The organism is Nitrosomonas ureae (assembly GCF_001455205.1).
In the GTDB taxonomy this organism is placed as follows: domain Bacteria; phylum Pseudomonadota; class Gammaproteobacteria; order Burkholderiales; family Nitrosomonadaceae; genus Nitrosomonas; species Nitrosomonas ureae.
In genome coordinates, this window is sequence record NZ_CP013341.1 from 213,908 (window position 1) to 235,799 (window position 21,892).

Genomic DNA, 21,892 nt, shown 5'->3' on the forward strand with positions numbered 1-21,892 from the left:
CCTTTATTGACTTGGTAAATCCAATCAATAAAATACTGCCTTTCTAATTTAGTTAGAGCTCTAGGAGAGAGCAGATGCGAGATTTAAAATACGTATTAAAGCAGAGTTATGAAAGCAGCAGAGCTTTGATCATAGGCATAAACAAATATCAGAATGCCTCTCCGCTTGGATATGCCGTAAATGACGCAAAAGAAATAAAGGATATTCTCATTGGAGAACAGGGGTTTGAAGCTGAAAATGTTACTTACCTTACTGATAGTGATGCAACCAAATCTAACATCCTAAAATCATTTCTTTCTTTTACATCAGAAAATGTGAAGGTCGATGACAGGTTACTCGTTTTTTTTGCCGGTCACGGACACACTAAAACAGGGTTTCGAGGCGAAGTTGGTTATTTAGTCCCCTACGATGCAGATATGAATGATTACTCTACATTCATACGCTGGGACGAGCTTACGAGAAATGCAGAGCTTATAAGGGCAAAGCATATATTATTTATTATGGATGCATGTTACGGCGGTTTAGCCGTGAATAGAGACATCCAAGCTGGAAGTAGTCGATTTCTAAAAGATATGTACCAAAGATTTTCTCGCCAAGTAATAACAGCGGGAAAGGCAAATGAAGTTGTTTCAGACTCAGGTGGCCCGATACCAGATCATTCTGTATTCACTGGCCATCTTATTGAGGGTATTCGTGGCAAGGCTGCAAATGAGCATGGTGTAATTACAGCTAGCGTTCTTATGGCATATGTGTATACAAAAGTAGCCAACGATCTAAATTCTGAGCAGACTCCACATTATGGTCAATTTGACGGAGATGGCGACTTTATAATTGTTGCGCCGAATATTGACGATCTTGCAGGTGATGAGAAGAAAGATATTGATGAGCTTATATCAGTTCCTTATATAGAGGCGGTGAGAAATAACGTAACGCTGGAAGAAAAAGTCGACTACGTAAAAGAGCTATTATCTTCACAAAAGTCACACATTAAACTGCATGATTTTGCCATAGAAGAAGTGCGATTATTTCTCTCAGGAACTAGCGAAGATAATTTTGCTGTAAGTGGCAGCTATTCTGAGGAAGAGTTTTTGAATCGAATTTCCTCTTATGAGAAATACACCAGAGATCTCGGAGCGATATTTGCCGTAATAGCATATTGGGCGACTGAATCAGAGCTTGAGGTGCTAAGGAAAATTATATCGAGGGTTAGCGATAGACTAATTGAAACTCAAGGGGGATTAACTGTCTGGTTAAATCTGCGTTGGTATCCTTTACTATTACTATTGTATCAAGCTGGTATAGCGGCCGTAGAGAGTAAAAACTACCAAACACTATCGACAATCCTTTACACGAAGTTAGGCGACTCAGACTATGGTAATCGTGAGCCATATTTTGCTCAAAAACTATCTAGTGGAATACTTGAGCTTACTAGGGCTGATGCATTTAAACGAATCCCGGGACATGAGCGACAATATACACCTATAAGCGAATATTTGTTTAAGCAAGTTCAGCCCGTAATAGATAACCTGTTTTTTTTGGGAAAGGGTTATGAAGCAAGCTTTGATGAGTTTGAAATATTATACGCTTTAGTAGTAGCGGATCTTAGACTGCAAGCACAGCATCATTTATGGGGACCCATCGGTAGATTCGGATGGAAGTTCTCAAACAGAAGAGAAAATTCGCCTTTTGTAAGGGTTGTTACAGAAGCTTCTAATCTGAAGGAGCATTGGCCACCGATAAAATCAGGTATGTTCGGAGGTTCCTATGAGCGATTTGAAAAAGCAGCAAACGAATTCAAACAAGTTCTTGGACAGCTTAATTGGTGGTAGCACTCTAACAAACGCGTCAATCAGGACGCTCGCAAGCTCGCGCCCATTACGCGGGCGTTAGCAGGAATCAGGGGGTCAAGTCTTGACATGTTTTATTTATGCAACTAATCTTCCCCATGTCCCGTCCACTTCGACTTGAATTCCCCGGTGCAATTTATCACATAACCGCTCGCGGTAATGCGCAGGGAGCTATTTTTTTGGATGATGAGGACAGAGTGCTGTTCTTTTCCGTGCTGGCAGAAGCCATTGCCCGCTTTGGTTGGTTATGCCACGCGTACTGTCTCATGGATAACCATTATCATCTGCTTATCGAAACGCCGGATAGCAATCTTTCGCAAGGTATGCGCCTGATCAATGGTGTGTACACGCAACGTGTCAACCGCCGCCATGCGCGCGCGGGTCATTTATTCCAAGGGCGGTTCAAGGCTATTCTCGTGGAACGGGATAGCTATCTGCTGGAACTTTGCCGGTATATCGTGCTTAACCCGGTTCGGGCCAAAATGGTGACGGATATCCATAACTATCTTTGGAGCAGTTATCCGGCGACTGCAGGCCGTGAGCCCGCACCAGCGTGGTTAACCACGGATTGGGTATTAAGCCGGTTTGGCAGCCGCCGTGCGGTAGCTCAGCGCCAATACGTGGAATTTGTCGCACAGGGGCGGAACCTTCCTTCGCCTTGGCCTGAGTTAAAAAGTCAAGTATTGCTCGGTTCGGCGCAATTCTTGGTGCAAATGCAACCTCTGCTTGCAGGTATTGGCGACATTAAGGAGATACCGCGTAATCAGCGCTTGGCGCACCGCCCTGATTTGGAAGTTCTTTTTCCAGAAAATATATGTAAAGACAAGCAAGTGCGTGACGAGACAATCCGGCGCGCTTATCTCGAATGCGGTTATACAATGGCTGCCATTGCACAACAAACAAAGATTCACTATTCTACCGTTAGCAGGATCATCAAGGGAGAGCGGTAAAACCATGTTATCAAGATGTAACACCCGAGAATTTATTAAGAAGAAACGGAAAAGCTATGACGGAGAATAAAGAAAAACATTGGTCACACCAGAAATTAAGACCGTACTCGAGTATGACGCCGGAAGAATACATCGATGAGCGGCTTAATCAGTTTCGTGAGTGGTACGACAAAAAGGCGGTGATTGCCAAGAGAAACTACCAATGGATGCGAGCCATCACAGTTATAGGGAGCGCAGTGGTTCCCGTATTAGTCAACCTCCCATTTGATGACAGTGCGATTCGTTATTTGACCACGGCAGTAAGCCTGGTTGTGGTGATTTTGATCTCTCTCGAAAGCGTATTTCACTTTCGAGAGCAGTGGAAAAACTATCGCTCAACCGAGCAATGGTTAGCCAAAGAATATTTCAACTTCGTCACCGGTGAAGGTCCTTACAGGAATCAGGATGAGAAAGAAGCTTTTTTGAATTTTGTGGACAGGATCGAGAATGCAATCGCCTCTGAAAATGCATCTACTCTCAATGTCATGACAACATTATCCGAGAAAAAAGCAGAGGCACCGGCTGGGCATGGCAAGGACGGCTAACATCGTTTAACACTGGCGCGCAAAAGTGGCGCTTCGCACTCTCTTTGCATGCGGGTTAACACGAGCGGCAGCCAACAAATAAGGAGTCGTACATGATTGAACCCAAAAGCTCTTTTCCCGTATTTACTGTTAAGGACCTTGATGCAGCGAAATCCTTCTACGCAGAAAATTTTGGCTTTGATGTTGTCTTTTCGGGTGATTGGTACATTCATCTGGTTTCGAAGTCGGGTGTTCAGATCGGTTTTTTGTTGCCAGATCAACCTACTCAACCCCCCATATTTCAGAGACCCTACTCTGGCGAAGGCGTCATTTTTAGTCTGGAAGTAGACAACGCTGATGCCGCTCTTACAGTGGCCAAATCGAAATCGCTTAATATCGTGCTGGAGCTGCGGTCCGAGGATTGGGGACAGCGGCACTTTTGTATCCAAGACCCGAATGGGGTTTACATCGATATTGTCCAATCTTTTGAGCCAACCGAAGAATATCGGAAAAATTATGTCACAGAATAGAATCCTCACCGATCTCAAGAATATCGGCAAGAAAATTGCCGACCGTTTGAACGAAGTAAGAATCTTTTCCGAAGACGATCTACAGCGAATTGGCGCAGTTGAAGCACATCGCCTGATCAGGGAGAAGCATCCAGACGAGTCGTTATCGGTATGTTACTACTTATATTCATTTGAAGGCGCTTTGACTGACAAGCATTGGGATGAAATCGGCGAACCAAGAAAACATCAGCTCAGGACACAAATCGGCTACCAAAACATTGCACCGGACGGCAACTCCGATACATTCCATTACCACCGATGAGCTTGGATGCTTGGTGTAAATTCGGAATGAGCAAGCGGAAAGGGCCGACAATGTCAGATCTTGCAGAGAACAAGCGCGAAATGTTCGATGGAATGCGCGCCTATCATCAATCTGAGATTAGTCATGCCCATCACGCAATCACCATGCTGCTGGCAATCTCAGCCGCTGCGGGGGCTGTAGTGTTAGCGATTTTGTTTCCACAGGTCACCCCGAAACATGTACAAGAAATTGCGTGGGGTCTATGGGTGGTCGTTTCGGTATTCGCAGTCACCGTCGCGTGGACGGCGCACATTAAGATAAGCAGCGATCATCAAATATACGCCCGCTTCGGAGCGGAGTATGTAAAGACATGCGAGTTACTTGGGTTCTACGATCCCGTCGAGTGGTCTGCGCAGAAAACAAGCATCAAGACAGACAAAAAAATAGGCCAGGGTAAGGGCTATCGCAAGACGCAAGCGATCATCTGGTCTTTTGCCGCCATGCTCATCGCTCTCACTTTATTGTTCGCACTGTTGATAGACCACCTCGTGTGACTCCATACACATCGCAGTCAGGTCGCGAATCCAGAAAAGCGGATTTTGCTTTTTTGCATAAAATTACCGGAAAAGTACAAAACATAAGCCGATTCCGATAGGAAAAAATACCCATTCGACAGGCTTATTCTCACTCTGGTAGCATTGTCATACATCACTGCAATCCACCCGTCTACCCGACGCTGCCGACCGGTAAGTTGGCCGGAGAATAAAAAAACAGATGTAATTATTGAATAATTAAATGCTTTCAACGCCAATACTTTGTTTCATCATTGCGGTACTGAGTGGAGATATCGTAGTCGCAAATTGCGATCATCACCAAATAGTTATTAGGATAGCTGAGATTGATGCGCCAGAAAAACGTCAGGATTTTGGCCTCAGTTCGCGTCAATCCCTGGTTGAATTATGCTTATACAAAAACGCCGAAGTGGTTAAAAAAACTGAAGATAATTTTGGACACACGGTAGCTTACGTCAAGTGTTCCGGCAAAAATGCCGGAACTGAGCAAATTAAACGGGGCATGGCATGGGTATTTGATAAGTATGTGACAAATACTGAGTTGTATACCCTCCAGGAACAAGCTAAATCCGAGCATAAGGGGTTGTGGCAAAATCCTGCGCCAATACCGCCATGGGAATGGCCTAAAACAAAATAGTGCATCCGGCATCCCGGATCAGATCGCGAATATATAAGATGACTTGCTACAGGGAACATCCGCTACATTCCTTCATTCCTTCATTTTTACATTCCTTTTTTCTTTCAGAATTTCCATGAAATCATACAGAGCGATGGCCGTAATCTCATGCGGCAGGGGGAATTTGTCCTTCCCGGCATAAATGACAAACTTTTTTTGCGGCCTGATATCTTCGCAAGCCTCATGAAATCCACGCCCCAGGCTAAACGATGCGCCTTTTTTAATTTCTATAGCCCATCTCTCATTCACGCCGAATTCCAGGACAAGATCAATCTCAGCCCCGCCTGCCGTTCGATAGTAATAGACCCTTACGCGTGGCGGTAAAACAGAGGCGATATTTTCTATCACAAATCCTTCCCAGCTTTTGCCGACGACAGGATGTCCCAATAGATCATTATAAGAACCGATATTCAGCAGTGCATGCGTGATACCGCTATCACGCACATAAACTCTAGGCGATTTGACCAGGCGCTTTTTAATATTGGCCGTATAGGGTTGTATTTTACGGATCAGCAGCAGATCAACCAAAAGATCAATATAACGCGCTACGGTTACGCTTGATACTTCGATATTGGATGCGAGCTTGGCAGCATTGATATTGGTTCCCTGGCTATGCGCCAGCATGGTCCAGAATCTTCCTAACGTTTCTGCAGAAATTCTTGGCCCCAATTGCGGAATATCCCGTTCAAGGTAAGTCTTGATGAAATCATAGCGCCAGTTCAAGCTGGTTTCGTCATTACCGGTCAACAGGCTGTCTGGAAAACCGCCTTTCAACCAGAGATCATTCACGGCTTCGCCATGCTGAGCACTTTCTGCATACTCCAGAACATTCACCGGAAACATCTCAACATGAGAAATACGTCCGGCCAAAGTTTCACTGGATTGTTGAAGCAGATCAATGGAAGCTGAGCCCAAAAACAAAAACTGCCCTACCCTGTTTCCTTTTCTGCGTTGTTGATCAATGAGTCCGCGGATCGGCGCAAAAATATCCGGCAATCGTTGCACTTCATCCAGAATAATCAGCTTATCGCTGTTTGCTTTGTGAAAGGCTTCAATGTCCTGAGCTTTCTGCAGATCAAGCCGGTTTTCAAGATCAAGATAAACCGAGGGAATAGTATCCGCAATATTGAGAGCAAGCGTTGTTTTACCTACCTGACGTGGCCCCATAAGCGCCACAGACGAATGAGCAATCAAATCCAAGCGAATTTTGCCTTCAAGATAACGTTTTATCATCTATGCATATATAACATTTAATGTTAGTTTTGCACAGATATCATTCCAAAATCTGTGAATAACCAATAAGTGCCAGCTCAAAAAGGATCAGGTCGCGAATTACTCATTCTAATATTATCGTTCAGATGCGGTTAACTTGACGGCACTTGACTGGATTGTCCCGAATGAGTGTTGTCCCGAATGAGTTGACCACGTCATTATTTTTGAATAAAATCATACTTGTAACGGTATCAACAACTATTGCCATCATCTCTTTATAACAATAAAACAATTCAGGAAAAATAAATGAACTCAAAGCTATGTGTAACAATTTGGGCCACAATCGCGTTTTTCGTTCCCTGCTACGTAACCGCAAACACAGTCATAGATTTCGAAAATCCGTTGCCCGGTGATCTTGTAGCAACATCGTATTTGCAAAGCACGATCATACCCGCCTCCGCTCGGGTGACAGATCAGTACCTTAATGATGGTCTAATGATAGATGGAGCGGCATTGGTTGCATTACCCTCCGCAGCTGCTCCTTCGGGCATTAATGCACTCGCCGGGATTGACGACAATGGAAGGATAGACTACGACACGCCAGTGACCTTCTCCTTTTTCGCTCCCGGCAACGACAAGGTGATGGGAACAACGGATTTCTTTGGCTACTCCGCTGATTTGTTCGGAAGTAGCGCCAACATCATCACGATTTCGGCCTATGATTTTGATGGTTCGCTTGTTGGACAAGCCAGCTATACGGAGACTGGCGACTTTACAGCACCACTCACTATTAGTGGCGTGGGTCAATTCCACAGAGTAACGGTTGATCAAACACTCTTCAACACATCCAGCGGCGGCATCGCACTGGACCTTGTTCAGTTTGGGGATATCTCTATTGCTGCGGTTCCAGAACTCCAAACCTACACGATGCTGTTAGCTGGATTAGGCTTGCTTGGTTTTATGTTGCACCGAAAAAAACAGAATATTTAACCTGACTCTTGGGTTACATGGAGCTGTGACGAAATTTGAATTCTAACGATACCCTTGACTGTGAAGCTGTCAAACCTGAAGGAGGCAAAATACTCAAGTAATTTTGTGGCTTTTCCATGACGATGCCTTTGGGTTCGCTCCATGATGCATTGCCTGCCTTGAAACCTCAGCAGCCAAGAAAAATCTCATTAATCCGCTTCTTTCTGCATTACATCATGAAATAACTGCGAACTGATCAAGCGATCTAACCATGCAATCAGATGAGAGTATGAAGAGGCATAAAACCAATCCGGGTTGACATTACAAAACTGCCGGATGAAAGGAAAGATCGCCATATCCCCCAATGTATAGCGGCCGCTCATCAAGTAACCATCCTTACTCAACCGTGCGTTCAGATCGGCTAAAAAGGGTTCGGCTCGTTCACGGTAATGCGCTTCGGAATGCTCCGGAAAGCGCACGGCATACTTATACAGATCCAGCGCCGGTTTAAACGATTCGTCATTTTGCTTAATCAAGGACATGACTGCATTGGACTTCTCCAGATCACTCTCCAGCCAATGCTCAGGATCATTGATGGAAAGTGCCCACTGCATGATGTCCAGGCTTTGCTCGAGCACGCTACCATCGGCTAACTTCAACACCGGTACGGTGCCTTTGGGTGAACATTTCAGCATTGCTATCGGTTTGGCACGCAAACTGACTTCCTGCATTTGCACTGCCACCCCGCTAACTTTGATCGCCAGCCGGGCGCGAATCGCAAAAGGGCAACGGCGGAATGTATACAGGAGCGGCTTCATAATTCAACGAATGATTGAGTCGATCAGGCTTTCAGCGATTTTGCTCTCGGTTCTTCTTGATTAAATCATAGGCAGTCTGCACTTCCTTGGCTTGCTCGGTTGCCATCGCAACCATTTCCTCCGGTACGCCCTGGCCCATCAATTTATCCGGATGATATTGGCTCATCAGCTTACGATAAGCGCGTTTGACCTCCTGGTCCGTACTATCCTTACTGATACCCAGTGCCCGGTAGGCATCCTCCAATGCACTGGGCGAGCTTGTTTGCCCACCGGCAAAGTGCATTTGATTCTTCACCATATCAAGCAAATGATCGAATGCCGCGTGATGATACCCGAGACGCCCGGCGATCTCTCTCAGAAGGTTTTCTTCGGCAGAGTTCAGTTGCCCATCCGATAATCCCATGATGATCAAATACACCAGCAACATCTGTTTCAAGTTACCGGATGCACCGCATACAGAAAGGAATTCGTTAATTTGCGGATAAATATCATAGTTAACCGAGGAGCCTTGCTTGAATAAGGCGATGGCCTTTAACCGGTGTTCGCGCGTCATACCCAGTTTTTGCATGAACTGCTCCACATGCGACACCTCAGTCTCAGAGACACGCCCATCCGCTTTCGCCAGCTTGCCCATCAATATGAAAGTGGTTTCCAGGAAGACTGATTGACGGCGCGCGGCATTAAATGGATTCATTCCAACAGAACCATAAGCGTTGAATCGGTCTATAAAGCTTCCAACAAAATAGCCCAGGAAAATACCCAAAAAGCCAAAGATGAAAAACCCGACGAAGGCACCCAGTATTCTAAACAATGAAATTCCAGATCAGTAAGTAAGAAGTGATATAAATTATCTTTCGATTAAGCTATCAGCCGATATTGTCAGCGATTGAATCATTGGGATGTTGCTGCCCATTGTGCAGGCGTCAACGTTTTCATCGATAGCGCATGAATCTCCTGCTTCATTTTATCGCCCAAAGATTTGTAAACCAATTGGTGCTGCTGCACGACATTCTTTCCGTTAAATTCGGGACTGACGATCAGTGCATGAAAATGAACCCCGTCATCTCCCTCTACCTGCACATGCTCACAGGGCAGCGATGATTCAATATAGGTTTTAATATTCTCTGCAGTAAGCATTGTAATTCTCCTCAAAGCATTATGCGTATTTTAAATAAAGCAAAATTATTACTGCCTCAGTTTATATCCACTTCTGAGCAACTTGATGGTCAGCAGGGATATCACGATCAAGCTTACCGAAACTATCACTAAGCTGATATAAGGCGAAATATCCGATACTCCAAAAAATCCGTAGCGAAATCCATCAATCATGTAAAAAAATGGATTAAGATGAGACAAATACTGCCAACCGGCTGGCAATGAATGTAGGGTATAAAAAACGCCCGATAAAAACGTGAGCGGTAGAATTATAAAATTCTGGAAAGCCGCTAATTGATCAAACTTATCAGCCAGAATTCCTGCAATTAACCCCAATGCGCCAAGTATTGCGCTTCCCAGAATGACAAACAATATCGCCCACAGGGGTAATAGTAACGGAATATCAAAAAATATCAATGTCACCAGATAAACACCCAAACCAACCAAAAGCCCGCGCACAATGGATGCCAGAATATAAGCAAAAAATATGGCGCGATACGTCAAGGGTGAAAGCAAAACAAACACGATGTTGCCACTGATTTTGGATTGAATGATGCTGGAAGATGAGTTGGCAAAGGCATTCTGAATCACTGCCATCATGATCAACCCGGGAATTAGAAAAACAGCATACGCCACTTCCGGGTAAACTTCCGTCCGCGTTTCCAACACATGAAAGAAAACCAGTAGATACAACAGCGTAGAAACCATCGGTGCTATGATGGTTTGAAAACCCACTTTCCAGAAACGCAGCAATTCTTTATGCAGTAAGGTAAAAAAACCGGTCATTGCAGTTTATTCCCGCTATTTCTGATGAGACTGACAAAAGCATCCTCCAGATCAGGCTGCTGCAAATACATTTCCTGTATTTGCGTATTTTCAGTTCTCAAAGTCGATAAAATAAATTCTATCTGCGCATAATTATCTATTCTCAATTCATACAAACCGTTACTGCAGCTTCTTTGTAACGACTGGAGTTCCAATGGCAAACGGTCGGGCAGCAACCTTATTTTTAATGAGTTACCTGAAGGCAATTTTCCAATCAGGCTTTGCGTGCTATCCAGCGCGATGATCTTTCCTTCTTTCAGCATCGCCACGCGGCTGCACAGTGTTTCCGCCTCTTCCAGATAATGCGTAGTCAAAACAATCGTATGTCCATCCTGGTTAAGTTGCTTGATGAACTCCCATAATGTCTGGCGCAACTCAACATCCACACCCGCTGTCGGTTCATCCAGAATAATCACAGGAGGCTTGTGCACCAATGCTTGCGCAACCAGAACACGCCGTTTCATGCCGCCGGATAAAGCGCGCATATTCGCATTGGCTTTGTCGACAAGATCGAGACGTTCAATAATTTCATCCACCCAGCGATTATTGTGCTTTATTCCGTAGTAACCAGATTGGATGAGTAAAACCTCGCGCACACTGAAAAAAGGATCAAATACCAATTCCTGTGGAACAACCCCCAAATTTCGCCTCGCCTGCTGATATTGCGTAGTAACGTTGTATCCCATCACATTGACCGAACCACTATTGGCCAGCGACAAGCCGGCAATGATATTGATTAACGTTGTTTTGCCGGCCCCATTGGGACCCAGCAACGCAAAAAATTCCCCTGGGCGGATCTCCAGATCGACATCGACCAATGCGCGAATCCCTCCAAAGTTTTTACACACGCGTGTGATTTCAATCGCAGGTAGCATTTAAAAGGAATTTAACTGTAAGAGCTTCAGCGAAAGCAAAATCGCATCAAATCAAGGAGGGATTTTGGTTTATAACGGGTGACACCGGAAGTGAAATTAACTCCGCCATCCCATATAACTGAATCAGGCTGACGAGACTTAATGGCATATTTACAAACTGCAGCGTATACGCATGCTTGCGTGTTGCACGCAACCATTCGAGCAACATGCTGATTATGGTTGAATCAACTTCGGACACTTTTTCCAGATCAATCGTTAGGGGCTGATCCTCAAACAGCGCAATTCCATTTTGCGTCAGCAACACAACATTATCTATGGTAACCGGGCCTTGCACGATAATTCTGTCGTTATCGCGAAAAATCATGGTGACACAAGAACCCGATTGATTCACCGCCACAGCTACCTCTTGCCTTCAAGCGATTTGTTCTTATCCGACAAGGCTTTCAAAAGCCCATCCACACCGCCTTTACGAACCTGGCTGTTGAATGTTCCGCGATAATTCGTCACCAGGCTCACGCCGGCCACCGTAACATCATAAACTTTCCAGCCATCTGATTTTTTTTCCATACTGTAATCGATCGGAACCGGCTCTTTACCTTTTCCTTGAATCACCACGGTACGTACCTTGGTTTCAGTGCGATCACCCAGCTCAGGTAATGGATTTACTTTAATCGTTTCATCGTGATAACTGGTTAATGCATTGGAATATGTGCGTACCAGCAAGGTACGGAATTCATCCACGATCCTGTTTTGCTGCTCCGGTTGGGCTTTGGACCAATGCTGCCCCATGGCAAGCTGCGTCATGCGTGTAAAATTGAAATGCGGCAGAATTTTAGTTTCGATCAAATCGAACATTTTCTCTCTGTCACCATTTCTTAGCGCTTCATCTTGCTGGATAATCTCGATCACTTCCTTGACTGTTTTATCGACCAATCTATCCGGGGCCAGATCCATTGACCATGCAGGCAATGCCAACAAGTTAAAAAGCATGAATATTATTAACCCTAGAAACCTTTTCATTATCACCTCACCAAGTTTTAAATCGTATAGTTGCAATACTAACCAACCAGAATAAAATTAACAATCCAATGAATTAGGGAAACGCTGAATAATTGGGCGAGCAATACGAGATGCAAGGCAAACGGAGCGCAGGAAATTAAACATATCATAGCGATAGGCGAATTTTCGAGCCCCGCCTAACGCAGCAAATCGCTTGCGCAGACAATTATTGAGGGTTTCCTTAGAAAGAATCATCTTCCGCCGCTTTATTAAATAAAAAACGTCCGATTAATTCCTCAAGCACCATGGCCGAATTGGTTTTCATGATTTTATCGCCTGCTTTGAGCATCGCCTCATCGCCACCTGCAGCCAACCCAATGTACTGTTCTCCCAATAACCCCGATGTCAAGATGCTGGCGAACGTATCTTTAGGAAATTGAAACCGGGCATCCATGCTCATTGTCACGACTGCGTCGTAAGTTTCCGTACTAAATTGAATGTTCGTTACACGTCCAACTACGACACCCGCGCTTTTAACCGGCGCACGAATCTTCAAGCCACCGATGTTTTCAAAATTCCCGGTAATTACATAGCTTTGCGAAGGATTATAAACATTCAGATTACCGACCTTGAGACTCAGGATCATGAGTGCAATAATCCCCATAACCACAAACAATCCCACCCATAAATCCATCGTTGTCCGCTGCATTAACTCACCCCTCTAAACATGAAAGCGGTCAAAATAAAATCAAGTCCTAAAATAACTAACGAAGAAGTCACAACCGTACGCGTAGTCGCGCCAGATACACCTTCCGCCGTGGGCGGCGCATCATATCCTTCAAAAACCGCAATCGCAGTAACCGCCACACCAAAAAAACAACTTTTAATAAAACCATTCAAAATATCAAAGCGGAAATCAACCGCACTTTGCATCTGCGACCAGTAGGAACCTTCATCCACACCAATGAACACCACAGTAACCAGATAACCGCCAAAAACACCCATCACGGAAAACATTGCCGCCAGAAACGGCATGGAAATCACGCCAGCCCAGAACCGTGGAGCGACGACACGGGCAATCGGGTCAACGGCCATCATTCCCATCGCCGCCAATTGCTCGGTTGCTTTCATCAAGCCTATTTCTGCAGTAATTGCAGAACCCGCACGACTGGCAAACAATAACGCTGCCACGACCGGGCCCAGTTCCCGTACCAATGACAGCGCAACCAGCGTGCCAACGGCTGATTCCGAACCGTATTTCTGCAACGTTTCATAGCCCTGCAAACCCAGCACCATTCCCACGAACAAGCCTGATACGACGATAATGATCAGCGACAAGACACCGGTAAAATACAACTCCCGTATGACCAGATTAAATCGGCGCAAACTGGTGCCTGATTTTAATAACACCAGAATAAAAAAACGGCTGGCAATACCCAGCCGCCAGATACTTTCAATCACACGATGCCCGATATTCCGAATACCGGATACGATCCGCTTAGGCAACGCTATCCTCCAGATTCAAATCCTTTCGATAAGCCCGGGCAGGATAATGAAAGGGCACCGGCCCATCCTCTTCGCCATGAATAAATTGATGCACAAAGGGTGCGACAGATTCACGCACTTCTTTGGGTGTGCCTTCGGCTGCTATCACGCCATCCGCAATAAAATAAACATAATCAACAATTTTCAAGGATTCCTGCACATCGTGCGTCACCACAATTGAAGTCATACCGAGTGAGTCAGTAAGCCGACGAATCAGATTACCAATCACACTGAGCGAAATCGGATCAAGCCCGGTAAATGGTTCATCATACATGATCAACATCGGATCCAACGCGATCGAACGGGCCAAAGCCACACGTCGCGCCATCCCACCGGATAATTCATTAGGCATCAACCGATGTGCGCCGCGCAAACCGACTGCATGCAATTTCATCAATACCAGATCACGAATCATCGATTCCGGCAAATTGGTATGTTCACGCATCTGAAACGCCACATTGTCAAATACGGACAAGTCCGTAAACAATGCGCCAAACTGAAACAACATGCCCATTTTGCGCCGCAGCTTAAACAACGCATCGCGATCCAGTTCATGCACCACTTCTCCCGCAAATTTCACGTATCCCGAGGTGGGTTGAATCGCGCCACTGATTAATCGTAGCAACGTTGTTTTGCCCGATCCGCTGCCACCCATCACCGCGATAACCTGCCCGCGCCGCATGGTCATATCGATGCCCTTCAAAATCGCGCGCGTATCATAGGAAAAATTCAGATCGCTGACTTCAATTAAATTGTCAGATGTCATGCTACTATGTAATCAGGTTGATATGGACGATTCCATAAATGGTTATGGCTGAAAGATTTTAATGAGTGTAAATGATGAAGCACAAAGATAAGAAAAACCAGATATCGATTAAATTAAACAGGTGCTAATTTTAATCTACTTTTCTTCGGAATATTGCGCTATATTCATCTCGCCCGTATCTCTCTTGCCAAAAATTTCTTAATAAATCCGCAAAAATGCATGATCTTGCACATGACCCAGCGATCTCATTCACGCATCAACCCGGCAGGCAACCCAAAATTCAATGCAGTATTATTCATGATGCTTGTCTCATGCCGCTGCACTTGATGCTATTCCTGATAGGCGATGCAAATTAATTCCATGTTTCCTATAAAGAAATTTCCTCTGCTCGCTTATCTGGTTCTCAATCTTGTCACGCCCGCACTGCTCGCAACCGAGATTTACCGCAGCGTCGATGACCGGGGCCGGATAACCTATTCCGATATCCCCTCAACCGGTGCTCAGAAACTTGACATTATCAGTCAGCCAGGACGTCATTTACATGACGTTGCCAGGGTATACGATGGCGACACCATCATATTGACGGATAAAAAACAGATTCGTTTATTAGGAGTCAACACCCCAGAAATAGAAAGCCGGCTGCGAGCTGAAGAGCCTGGCGGAGTAGTGGCTAAGAAATGGCTGCAGGCTCAGTTGCAGGAAAACAAAGTCTATCTGGAGTATGATCAAACCAAGCGGGATAAGTACAAGCGCCTGCTCGCGCACGTTTTTACCCCTGATGGCAAACATATCAACCAAGCATTATTGGAAAACGGTCTGGCTTTCGTCAGTATCATCCCGCCTAATATACGTTACAGCGATAAGTTGATTCAGGCTCAGCTGCAGGCCGAGAAACAAAAGCTCGGTATCTGGTCAATGCCGGATTATCAACCCAAGCCGATCGAACAAATCGCCAATCACAACAAAGGCTGGCAGCGGTTCACCGGAATTCCCGCATCCATTAAGAAAAGCAGAAAATACACGCGACTGATGTTTGATGACAAGATAGATATACGCATCCAGAATACCAATCTCGATCTGTTCCCCGCACTGAATACTTATGTAGGAAAATCGCTGGAGATCCGGGGTTGGGTATCGCGCAACAAGGATCACTACACTGTGTTAATTCAACACCCCAGCGCGTTGATCATACGATAATCGCCAGCAATGAGTTAAAATTCCCGAGTTGCAGAAATATTGGGAAATATGCTTAAGCGGGTGCTTAGGTTGATGGAAAACATTGCTTTTTCTCACAATATCGTGCAATCAATCATTAAAAAATCGCTTCAGCACCTTAATCAGATATTCATGGTCCTGTACCCCTGCGCTTTCGCGAATGCTGTGCATCGCCCACATCGGACAGCCGATATCGACGCTGCGTATGCCGAGTTTCGCTGAAGCAATCGGGCCGATCGTACTACCGCAGGGCAAATCGCTGCGATGGGAGTAGCGTTGATAAGGAACATCCGCTTCCTTGCACCAGCGGATAAAACGGGCGGTGGAAATGCTTTCAGAACTATAACGGCGATTTGCGTTAAATTTAATCGCCGGGCCGTGGTTGACAATAACACTATGATCCGCTTCATAAGCCGAAGCAAAGTTGGGATGAAAGGCATGCGCCATATCCGCGCTGATCAGAAAACTGTTCGCCGATGCGCATGACATGGCATCCCGATCCGATGAAGTGGCGATACTGACACGCTGCAATACATCAGTTAGAAAACTACCTGCCGCTCCGATATGACTCCTGCTGCCAATCTCCTCATGATCGAAAAATGCGCAGACCAGCGTACTCTCAGCAGAATTTAATACATCCTCGTCAAGCAGGGCCTGCAATCCTGCATGGCAAGAGGCCAGGTTATCGATTTGACTGTTGGCATAAAATTCCTGATTCGCACCCCAGAATGCGCCTTTTTGCGTGTCGTAAACTGCCAGATCCCAGGCTAGAATCTGCTCAGCCTCTATCTCTGCCAACTGCGCCAATAATGCGACAAAATACGACTGTGGCGGCAATTGATCTGCGGTCAATTGCGCGAGCAATAGAAATAGCTCATTTTGCTTATGCAGCTTCAACCCATCTTCATTGACACCCCGGTTCAAATGAATCGCAAGATTCGGCAAGCGTAACAAAGATTGATCGATGCGCACTAATTTGTGTGAGAGCCTTCCTTGCTCATCAGTATAGCTAATCCGTCCGGCCAAACTCAGGTCACGGTCGGTAAAGGTTGCAAGAATCGGCCCGCCGTAAATTTCAACACCAACCCTGGCTATGCCATTGCTCACGGTCGCGGCGTTCGGTCTGATGCGGAATCCCGGTGAGTCCGTATGCGCCCCCACAATCTTGAAACCCGATTCAGAAGGTGTGGTATGTCCCAACACAAACAGCACGATCGAAGAATCATCGCGCACGACGTAATACCGCCCGCCCGCTTGCAACTGCCATTTGACCGTCTCATCCAACCTGGCAAACTGAAATGCCCGGATCGCCGATTCAACTGTAGCAACGGCATGCCAAGGGCTCGGGCTTTCATCAATAAAATTTAGCAAATGCTGTACGTATTGTTTTGCACTCATTTTGCACATTGTATAAATATCAAACCTAGGTTGATCATAGCCTTCGTTATCTTTCGAATTTTCTTACAATATTCAACACCTTCTTGCTCCACCGAATGATGCCGAACTGCTTCCAAGTTTTCACGCATCACCTCCGTAACTAATTTAGAATCAATAATACTGATCTTCACAGTCCGATGTAATAGGGTATCAATCTTTGATTATCTCCCTAGTCCTCAAGGCCTTGAATCAAATTGACCATTTATTTCGGTAATCATTTGCATCCTCCCGGTATCAGCAGGGAAGTATTTAATTTTTATTCAACTATATTATTTTTATGGGTTTTACACCAGAAATTCATCACAAAAAATTACGAGCTTGCAGACGTCAATTTCCGACAATTCGATAATCGTCAACAAGAACCCCTCATCGTTCACAAAAATGGCAATGACTTTTTCATGCTCCTAACTCTATCAACTACGCTTCAAATTTCCGCAAGAATTCCTCCCTTCCGGACAGCAAATATTGCCCGTCGAGACTATCGTGTATTGACCGGACTCGATCAGTTATTCGGGATATTTTTCCATTTAATTCGGGACATTTTCTTGATTGAAACATTCAACGAAGTGTGTTTCCATACCATGCACAGTTCAAATCAAGTGCATGTTATATATATTGGTGATTTGTGCATGAAGTAAAGTAGTAATCGTTTAAATTCACTGCAAAATAACAGTTAAAAATCAATAATCCAGTGTTTTATGAAATGCCAGAGACCGGCAAGTTATCGGTGGCAGCTTTATAAAACCTGCCTTATGCAGCCTGCATTCTCATGAAAAAAATAAACTTTCATAATATTAAGGAAATACAATGACAACAAAAACAATCAATGGTACTGGCGGCAACGATGCAATTTCGATTGCAGATAATGGTGCAGGCTTCGATGTAACCCTAAACGTAAACACAATCGGTCCATTTGTCGACGATACGATTATCGTGAATGGCGGATTCGGCAACGATGACATCGACTTATCCGCACTAACTTCCGCATCTGGAGTCACAAATGTCACTATTAACGGAGGCGTCGGCAATGATAATCTCACCGGTAGCCAAATAAACAACACCTTCCTGGTCTCCGGCGGTGGCGAAGGCAGCGATACTTATCAAGGTGGTGCCGACAACGACACCATCAAGGCACAAAGCAACAACACTACGATCGGTCTGGCAGGCAATTTCAACGCCAGCAACAGCGTTGAAACCATCACCGCTGATGGCAAGACTGGCGTGACAGTAGCAGGTGACGGCTCAGGCAACATTCTCGACTTCACCGGCACCGCGCTGACCGATGTTTTGATAGATGGCGGCTTCGGCAACGACACCATCACCGGCAATGATGATGCCAATACCATCCGAGGTGGCGTGGGTAACGACACTATCAACGGCGCTGGCGGCGAGGACACCTTCCTGGTCTCCGGCGGTGGCGAAGGCAGCGATACTTATCAAGGGGGTGCCGACAACGACACCATCAAGGCACAAAGCAACAACACTACGATCGGTCTGGCAGGCAATTTCAACGCCAGCAACAGCGTTGAAACCATCACCGCTGATGGCAAGACTGGCGTGACAGTAGCAGGTGACGGCTCAGGCAACATTCTCGACTTCACCGGCACCGCGCTGACCGATGTTTTGATAGATGGCGGCTTCGGCAACGACACCATCACCGGCAATGATGATGCCAATACCATCCGAGGTGGCGTGGGTAACGACACTATCAACGGCGCTGGCGGCGAGGACACCTTCCTGGTCTCCGGCGGTGGCGAAGGCAGCGATACTTATCAAGGGGGTGCCGACAACGACACCATCAAGGCACAAAGCAACAACACTACGATCGGTCTGGCAGGCAATTTCAACGCCAGCAACAGCGTTGAAACCATCACCGCTGATGGCAAGACTGGCGTGACAGTAGCAGGTGACGGCTCAGGCAACATTCTCGACTTCACCGGCACCGCGCTGACCGATGTTTTGATAGATGGCGGCTTCGGCAACGACACCATCACCGGCAATGATGATGCCAATACCATCCGAGGTGGCGTGGGTAACGACACTATCAACGGCGCTGGCGGCGAGGACACCTTCCTGGTCTCCGGCGGTGGCGAAGGCAGCGATACTTATCAAGGGGGTGCCGACAACGACACCATCAAGGCACAAAGCAACAACACTACGATCGGTCTGGCAGGCAATTTCAACGCCAGCAACAGCGTTGAAACCATCACCGCTGATGGCAAGACTGGCGTGACAGTAGCAGGTGACGGCTCAGGCAACATTCTCGACTTCACCGGCACCGCGCTGACCGATGTTTTGATAGATGGCGGCTTCGGCAACGACACCATCACCGGCAATGATGATGCCAATACCATCCGAGGTGGCGTGGGTAACGACACTATCAACGGCGCTGGCGGCGAGGACACCTTCCTGGTCTCCGGCGGTGGCGAAGGCAGCGATACTTATCAAGGGGGTGCCGACAACGACACCATCAAGGCACAAAGCAACAACACTACGATCGGTCTGGCAGGCAATTTCAACGCCAGCAACAGCGTTGAAACCATCACCGCTGATGGCAAGACTGGCGTGACAGTAGCAGGTGACGGCTCAGGCAACATTCTCGACTTCTCCGGTACCACGCTGACCGATGTAGTGGTTAACGGCGGCTTCGGCAACGACACTATTACTGGCAACAACCAGGCCAATACGTTACGGGGCGGTGAAGGCGCCGATTCCATCAGGGGATCAAATGGAGCTGATTCGCTCTTCGGTGATAACGGCAATGACACTTTTCTCGTCAGTGGCTCCAGTGATGGCCTGGATACGATCAATGGCGGCAATGGCACTGATAAATGGTTGGGTGGCTCCGGCAACGATTACTTCTATGTCAGCGGAATAACCGGCAATCTGGACAACCTCACTTCCATTGAAGCTATCGATGGCGCTGGCAGTTATGATCGGATCGTCGGTACTTCGGGTAATGATACGATTGATTTCAGTTCTGGCAATCCATCATTGGCCGGTATTGAAGAAATTGATGGCGGCAACGGTGTTGATACCATAACCGGTACCGACAACGCAGATACCATTCGTGGTAACAACGGCAACGATATCCTGAACGGTGGTCTGGGTGCTGATACCTTCCTGGTCAGTGGCTCCAGCGATGGCCTGGATGCGATTGATGGCGGCGATGGTGCCGATACCTGGCTGGGCGGTTCCGGCAACGATTACTTCTATGTCAGCGGAACAACCGGCAATCTGGACAACCTCACTTCCATTGAAGCTATCGATGGCGCTGGCGGTTATGATCGGATCGTCGGTACTTCGGGTAATGATACGATTGATTTCAGTTCTGGCAATCCATCATTGACCAGTATTGAAGAAATTGATGGCGGCAACGGTGTTGATACCATAACCGGTACCGACAACGCAGATACCATTCGTGGTAACAACGGCAACGATATCCTGAACGGTGGTCTGGGTGCTGATACCTTCCTGGTCAGTGGCTCCAGCGATGGCCTGGATGCGATTGATGGCGGCGATGGTGCCGATACCTGGCTGGGCGGTTCCGGCAACGATTACTTCTATGTCAGCGGAACAACCGGCAATCTGGACAACCTCACTTCCATTGAAGCTATCGATGGCGCTGGCGGTTATGATCGGATCGTCGGTACTTCGGGTAATGATACGATTGATTTCAGTTCTGGCAATCCATCATTGACCAGTATTGAAGAAATTGATGGCGGCAACGGTGTTGATACCATAACCGGTACCGACAACGCAGATACCATTCGTGGTAACAACGGCAACGATATCCTGAACGGTGGTCTGGGTGCTGATACCTTCCTGGTCAGTGGCTCCAGCGATGGCCTGGATGCGATTGATGGCGGCGATGGTGCCGATACCTGGCTGGGCGGTTCCGGCAACGATTACTTCTATGTCAGCGGAACAACCGGCAATCTGGACAACCTCACTTCCATTGAAGTTATCGATGGCGCTGGCGGTTATGATCGGATCGTCGGCACTTCGGGTAATGATACGATTGATTTCAGTTCTGGCAATCCATCACTGGCCGGTATTGAAGAAACTGATGGCGGCAGCGGCAACGATACCATAACCGTTTCCAACGCCTTGGCAACTAGTTACAGGGGCAGCGCGGGCAATGATACCTTCGTCGTCACGACATCCTCTGCGGAATCCGCCATTCTGGACTTTGATGATTCTGGTGACGACGTTATCAACCTCAGCAACTTCGGGCTTACGCTTGCTCAAATCCAGGCTCTGTCAGCTACTGAAGGCGCCAATGTGCGTATTGACCTCACTTCAGCCGCTGGAAGCGGGGGTGCGGGCACAGGTGATATCATCCTGGTCGGAACGACACTGGCCAGTCTGGATTTCGCCGGCAATAGCGACTTTATTATCTAATCGCCATAAAATTTCACTCGATCTTTACTAAACCAGCAAACCAGGGGAGGGATTCATTAATCCTCTTCCTGGCTTGCAGTTTCAACAAATAAAAACCTGTGACCATCAATGACCGCTTATTGTGCCTGGATATTCATGATTATCTTATCTAGCAGGCACCCACCGGGCATTATGCGGAAATACCAATCGATTAGCGATGATGGCAACAAAATAGCCATTTTTCTTTCATTGTGGCATACGTGATAGCTCCAATC

Annotated in this window: 22 protein-coding genes; 10 read left to right on the forward strand and 12 right to left on the reverse strand. The window is 46.5% G+C overall.

Annotated features, from left to right (window positions below; all coding sequences use genetic code 11):
• The first annotated feature begins 74 nt into the window (after window positions 1–74).
• The 7 genes from ATY38_RS01090 to ATY38_RS01120 all read left to right on the forward strand — a co-directional run bounded on the left by ATY38_RS01090 (window position 75) and on the right by ATY38_RS01120 (window position 5,379).
• Window positions 75–1,829 carry a caspase family protein gene (locus ATY38_RS01090; protein ID WP_062557665.1) on the forward strand — a complete coding sequence of 585 codons (1,755 nt, stop codon included), beginning with the start codon at window positions 75–77 and terminating at the stop codon, window positions 1,827–1,829.
• Between the two features lie 116 nt (window positions 1,830–1,945).
• Window positions 1,946–2,797 carry a transposase gene (locus tag ATY38_RS01095; protein ID WP_062560043.1) on the forward strand — a complete coding sequence of 284 codons (852 nt, stop codon included), beginning with the start codon at window positions 1,946–1,948 and terminating at the stop codon, window positions 2,795–2,797.
• 56 nt (window positions 2,798–2,853) lie between these two features.
• Window positions 2,854–3,381 (forward strand): DUF4231 domain-containing protein, encoded by a 528-nt coding sequence (locus ATY38_RS01100; RefSeq protein ID WP_062557666.1) that lies wholly within the window; start codon window positions 2,854–2,856, stop codon window positions 3,379–3,381.
• A 92-nt stretch (window positions 3,382–3,473) separates the two neighbouring features.
• Window positions 3,474–3,890, forward strand: a complete 417-nt coding sequence (locus tag ATY38_RS01105) for a VOC family protein (RefSeq protein WP_062557667.1) — start codon at window positions 3,474–3,476, stop codon at window positions 3,888–3,890.
• Window positions 3,877–4,191 carry a TfoX/Sxy family protein gene (locus ATY38_RS01110; RefSeq protein WP_062557668.1) on the forward strand — a complete coding sequence of 105 codons (315 nt, stop codon included), beginning with the start codon at window positions 3,877–3,879 and terminating at the stop codon, window positions 4,189–4,191. The genes ATY38_RS01105 and ATY38_RS01110 overlap by 14 nt, the downstream gene beginning before the upstream one ends.
• Before the next feature lie 50 nt (window positions 4,192–4,241).
• On the forward strand, window positions 4,242–4,724 hold the full coding sequence (locus tag ATY38_RS01115; RefSeq protein WP_143023456.1) for a hypothetical protein: 483 nt from the start codon (window positions 4,242–4,244) through the stop codon (window positions 4,722–4,724).
• A 241-nt stretch (window positions 4,725–4,965) separates the two neighbouring features.
• Entirely contained in the window at window positions 4,966–5,379 is a 414-nt protein-coding gene (locus tag ATY38_RS01120) for a thermonuclease family protein (RefSeq protein ID WP_062557670.1), read from the forward strand.
• Window positions 5,380–5,451: 72 nt separating this feature from the next.
• On the opposite strand, the gene ATY38_RS01125 is transcribed toward ATY38_RS01120, so the two are convergent.
• Window positions 5,452–6,651 (reverse strand): ATP-binding protein, encoded by a 1,200-nt coding sequence (locus ATY38_RS01125; RefSeq protein WP_062557671.1) that lies wholly within the window; start codon window positions 6,649–6,651, stop codon window positions 5,452–5,454.
• 285 nt (window positions 6,652–6,936) lie between these two features.
• On the opposite strand from ATY38_RS01125, the gene ATY38_RS01130 reads away from it, so the two are divergent.
• A complete protein-coding gene (locus ATY38_RS01130; RefSeq protein WP_062557672.1) occupies window positions 6,937–7,620 on the forward strand; it encodes a PEP-CTERM sorting domain-containing protein in 684 nt (227 codons plus the stop codon).
• Between the two features lie 188 nt (window positions 7,621–7,808).
• Here ATY38_RS01130 and ATY38_RS01135 read toward each other — a convergent pair whose 3' ends face one another.
• From ATY38_RS01135 to ATY38_RS01180, 10 genes are all read right to left on the reverse strand, one after another.
• Window positions 7,809–8,417 (reverse strand): glutathione S-transferase, encoded by a 609-nt coding sequence (locus ATY38_RS01135; RefSeq protein ID WP_062557673.1) that lies wholly within the window; start codon window positions 8,415–8,417, stop codon window positions 7,809–7,811.
• Window positions 8,418–8,448: 31 nt separating this feature from the next.
• Window positions 8,449–9,228 (reverse strand): co-chaperone DjlA, encoded by a 780-nt coding sequence (gene djlA / locus ATY38_RS01140; RefSeq protein WP_062557674.1) that lies wholly within the window; start codon window positions 9,226–9,228, stop codon window positions 8,449–8,451.
• 80 nt (window positions 9,229–9,308) lie between these two features.
• Window positions 9,309–9,554, reverse strand: a complete 246-nt coding sequence (locus ATY38_RS01145) for a BolA family protein (RefSeq protein ID WP_062557675.1) — start codon at window positions 9,552–9,554, stop codon at window positions 9,309–9,311.
• 48 nt (window positions 9,555–9,602) lie between these two features.
• The gene (locus ATY38_RS01150) at window positions 9,603–10,358 is read right to left on the reverse strand and encodes an ABC transporter permease (protein ID WP_062557676.1); all 756 of its coding nucleotides are present in this window, start codon (window positions 10,356–10,358) and stop codon (window positions 9,603–9,605) included.
• On the reverse strand, window positions 10,355–11,272 hold the full coding sequence (locus ATY38_RS01155; RefSeq protein WP_062557677.1) for an ABC transporter ATP-binding protein: 918 nt from the start codon (window positions 11,270–11,272) through the stop codon (window positions 10,355–10,357). The genes ATY38_RS01150 and ATY38_RS01155 overlap by 4 nt, the downstream gene beginning before the upstream one ends.
• Before the next feature lie 46 nt (window positions 11,273–11,318).
• Window positions 11,319–11,669 carry an STAS domain-containing protein gene (locus tag ATY38_RS01160; protein WP_062557678.1) on the reverse strand — a complete coding sequence of 117 codons (351 nt, stop codon included), beginning with the start codon at window positions 11,667–11,669 and terminating at the stop codon, window positions 11,319–11,321.
• A 2-nt stretch (window positions 11,670–11,671) separates the two neighbouring features.
• The gene (locus ATY38_RS01165; protein WP_062557679.1) at window positions 11,672–12,292 is read right to left on the reverse strand and encodes an MlaC/ttg2D family ABC transporter substrate-binding protein; all 621 of its coding nucleotides are present in this window, start codon (window positions 12,290–12,292) and stop codon (window positions 11,672–11,674) included.
• 220 nt (window positions 12,293–12,512) lie between these two features.
• Window positions 12,513–12,980, reverse strand: a complete 468-nt coding sequence (mlaD, locus tag ATY38_RS01170) for an outer membrane lipid asymmetry maintenance protein MlaD (RefSeq protein WP_062557680.1) — start codon at window positions 12,978–12,980, stop codon at window positions 12,513–12,515.
• On the reverse strand, window positions 12,980–13,777 hold the full coding sequence (gene mlaE / locus ATY38_RS01175) for a lipid asymmetry maintenance ABC transporter permease subunit MlaE (RefSeq protein WP_062557681.1): 798 nt from the start codon (window positions 13,775–13,777) through the stop codon (window positions 12,980–12,982). Before mlaE ends, mlaD begins: the two co-directional genes overlap by 1 nt.
• A complete protein-coding gene (locus ATY38_RS01180; protein ID WP_062557682.1) occupies window positions 13,770–14,582 on the reverse strand; it encodes an ABC transporter ATP-binding protein in 813 nt (270 codons plus the stop codon). The genes mlaE and ATY38_RS01180 overlap by 8 nt, the downstream gene beginning before the upstream one ends.
• Before the next feature lie 360 nt (window positions 14,583–14,942).
• Between ATY38_RS01180 and ATY38_RS01185 the strand changes: the two genes are divergently transcribed.
• Window positions 14,943–15,779 carry a thermonuclease family protein gene (locus ATY38_RS01185; protein ID WP_074701670.1) on the forward strand — a complete coding sequence of 279 codons (837 nt, stop codon included), beginning with the start codon at window positions 14,943–14,945 and terminating at the stop codon, window positions 15,777–15,779.
• 108 nt (window positions 15,780–15,887) lie between these two features.
• Here ATY38_RS01185 and ATY38_RS01190 read toward each other — a convergent pair whose 3' ends face one another.
• Window positions 15,888–17,195: a M18 family aminopeptidase gene (locus ATY38_RS01190; RefSeq protein ID WP_062557684.1), complete on the reverse strand. Its 1,308-nt coding sequence runs from the start codon at window positions 17,193–17,195 to the stop codon at window positions 15,888–15,890.
• 846 nt (window positions 17,196–18,041) lie between these two features.
• Here ATY38_RS01190 and ATY38_RS01200 point away from each other — a divergent pair.
• Window positions 18,042–21,638, forward strand: a complete 3,597-nt coding sequence (locus ATY38_RS01200; protein WP_062557686.1) for a beta strand repeat-containing protein — start codon at window positions 18,042–18,044, stop codon at window positions 21,636–21,638.
• The last annotated feature ends 254 nt before the right edge of the window (window positions 21,639–21,892 follow it).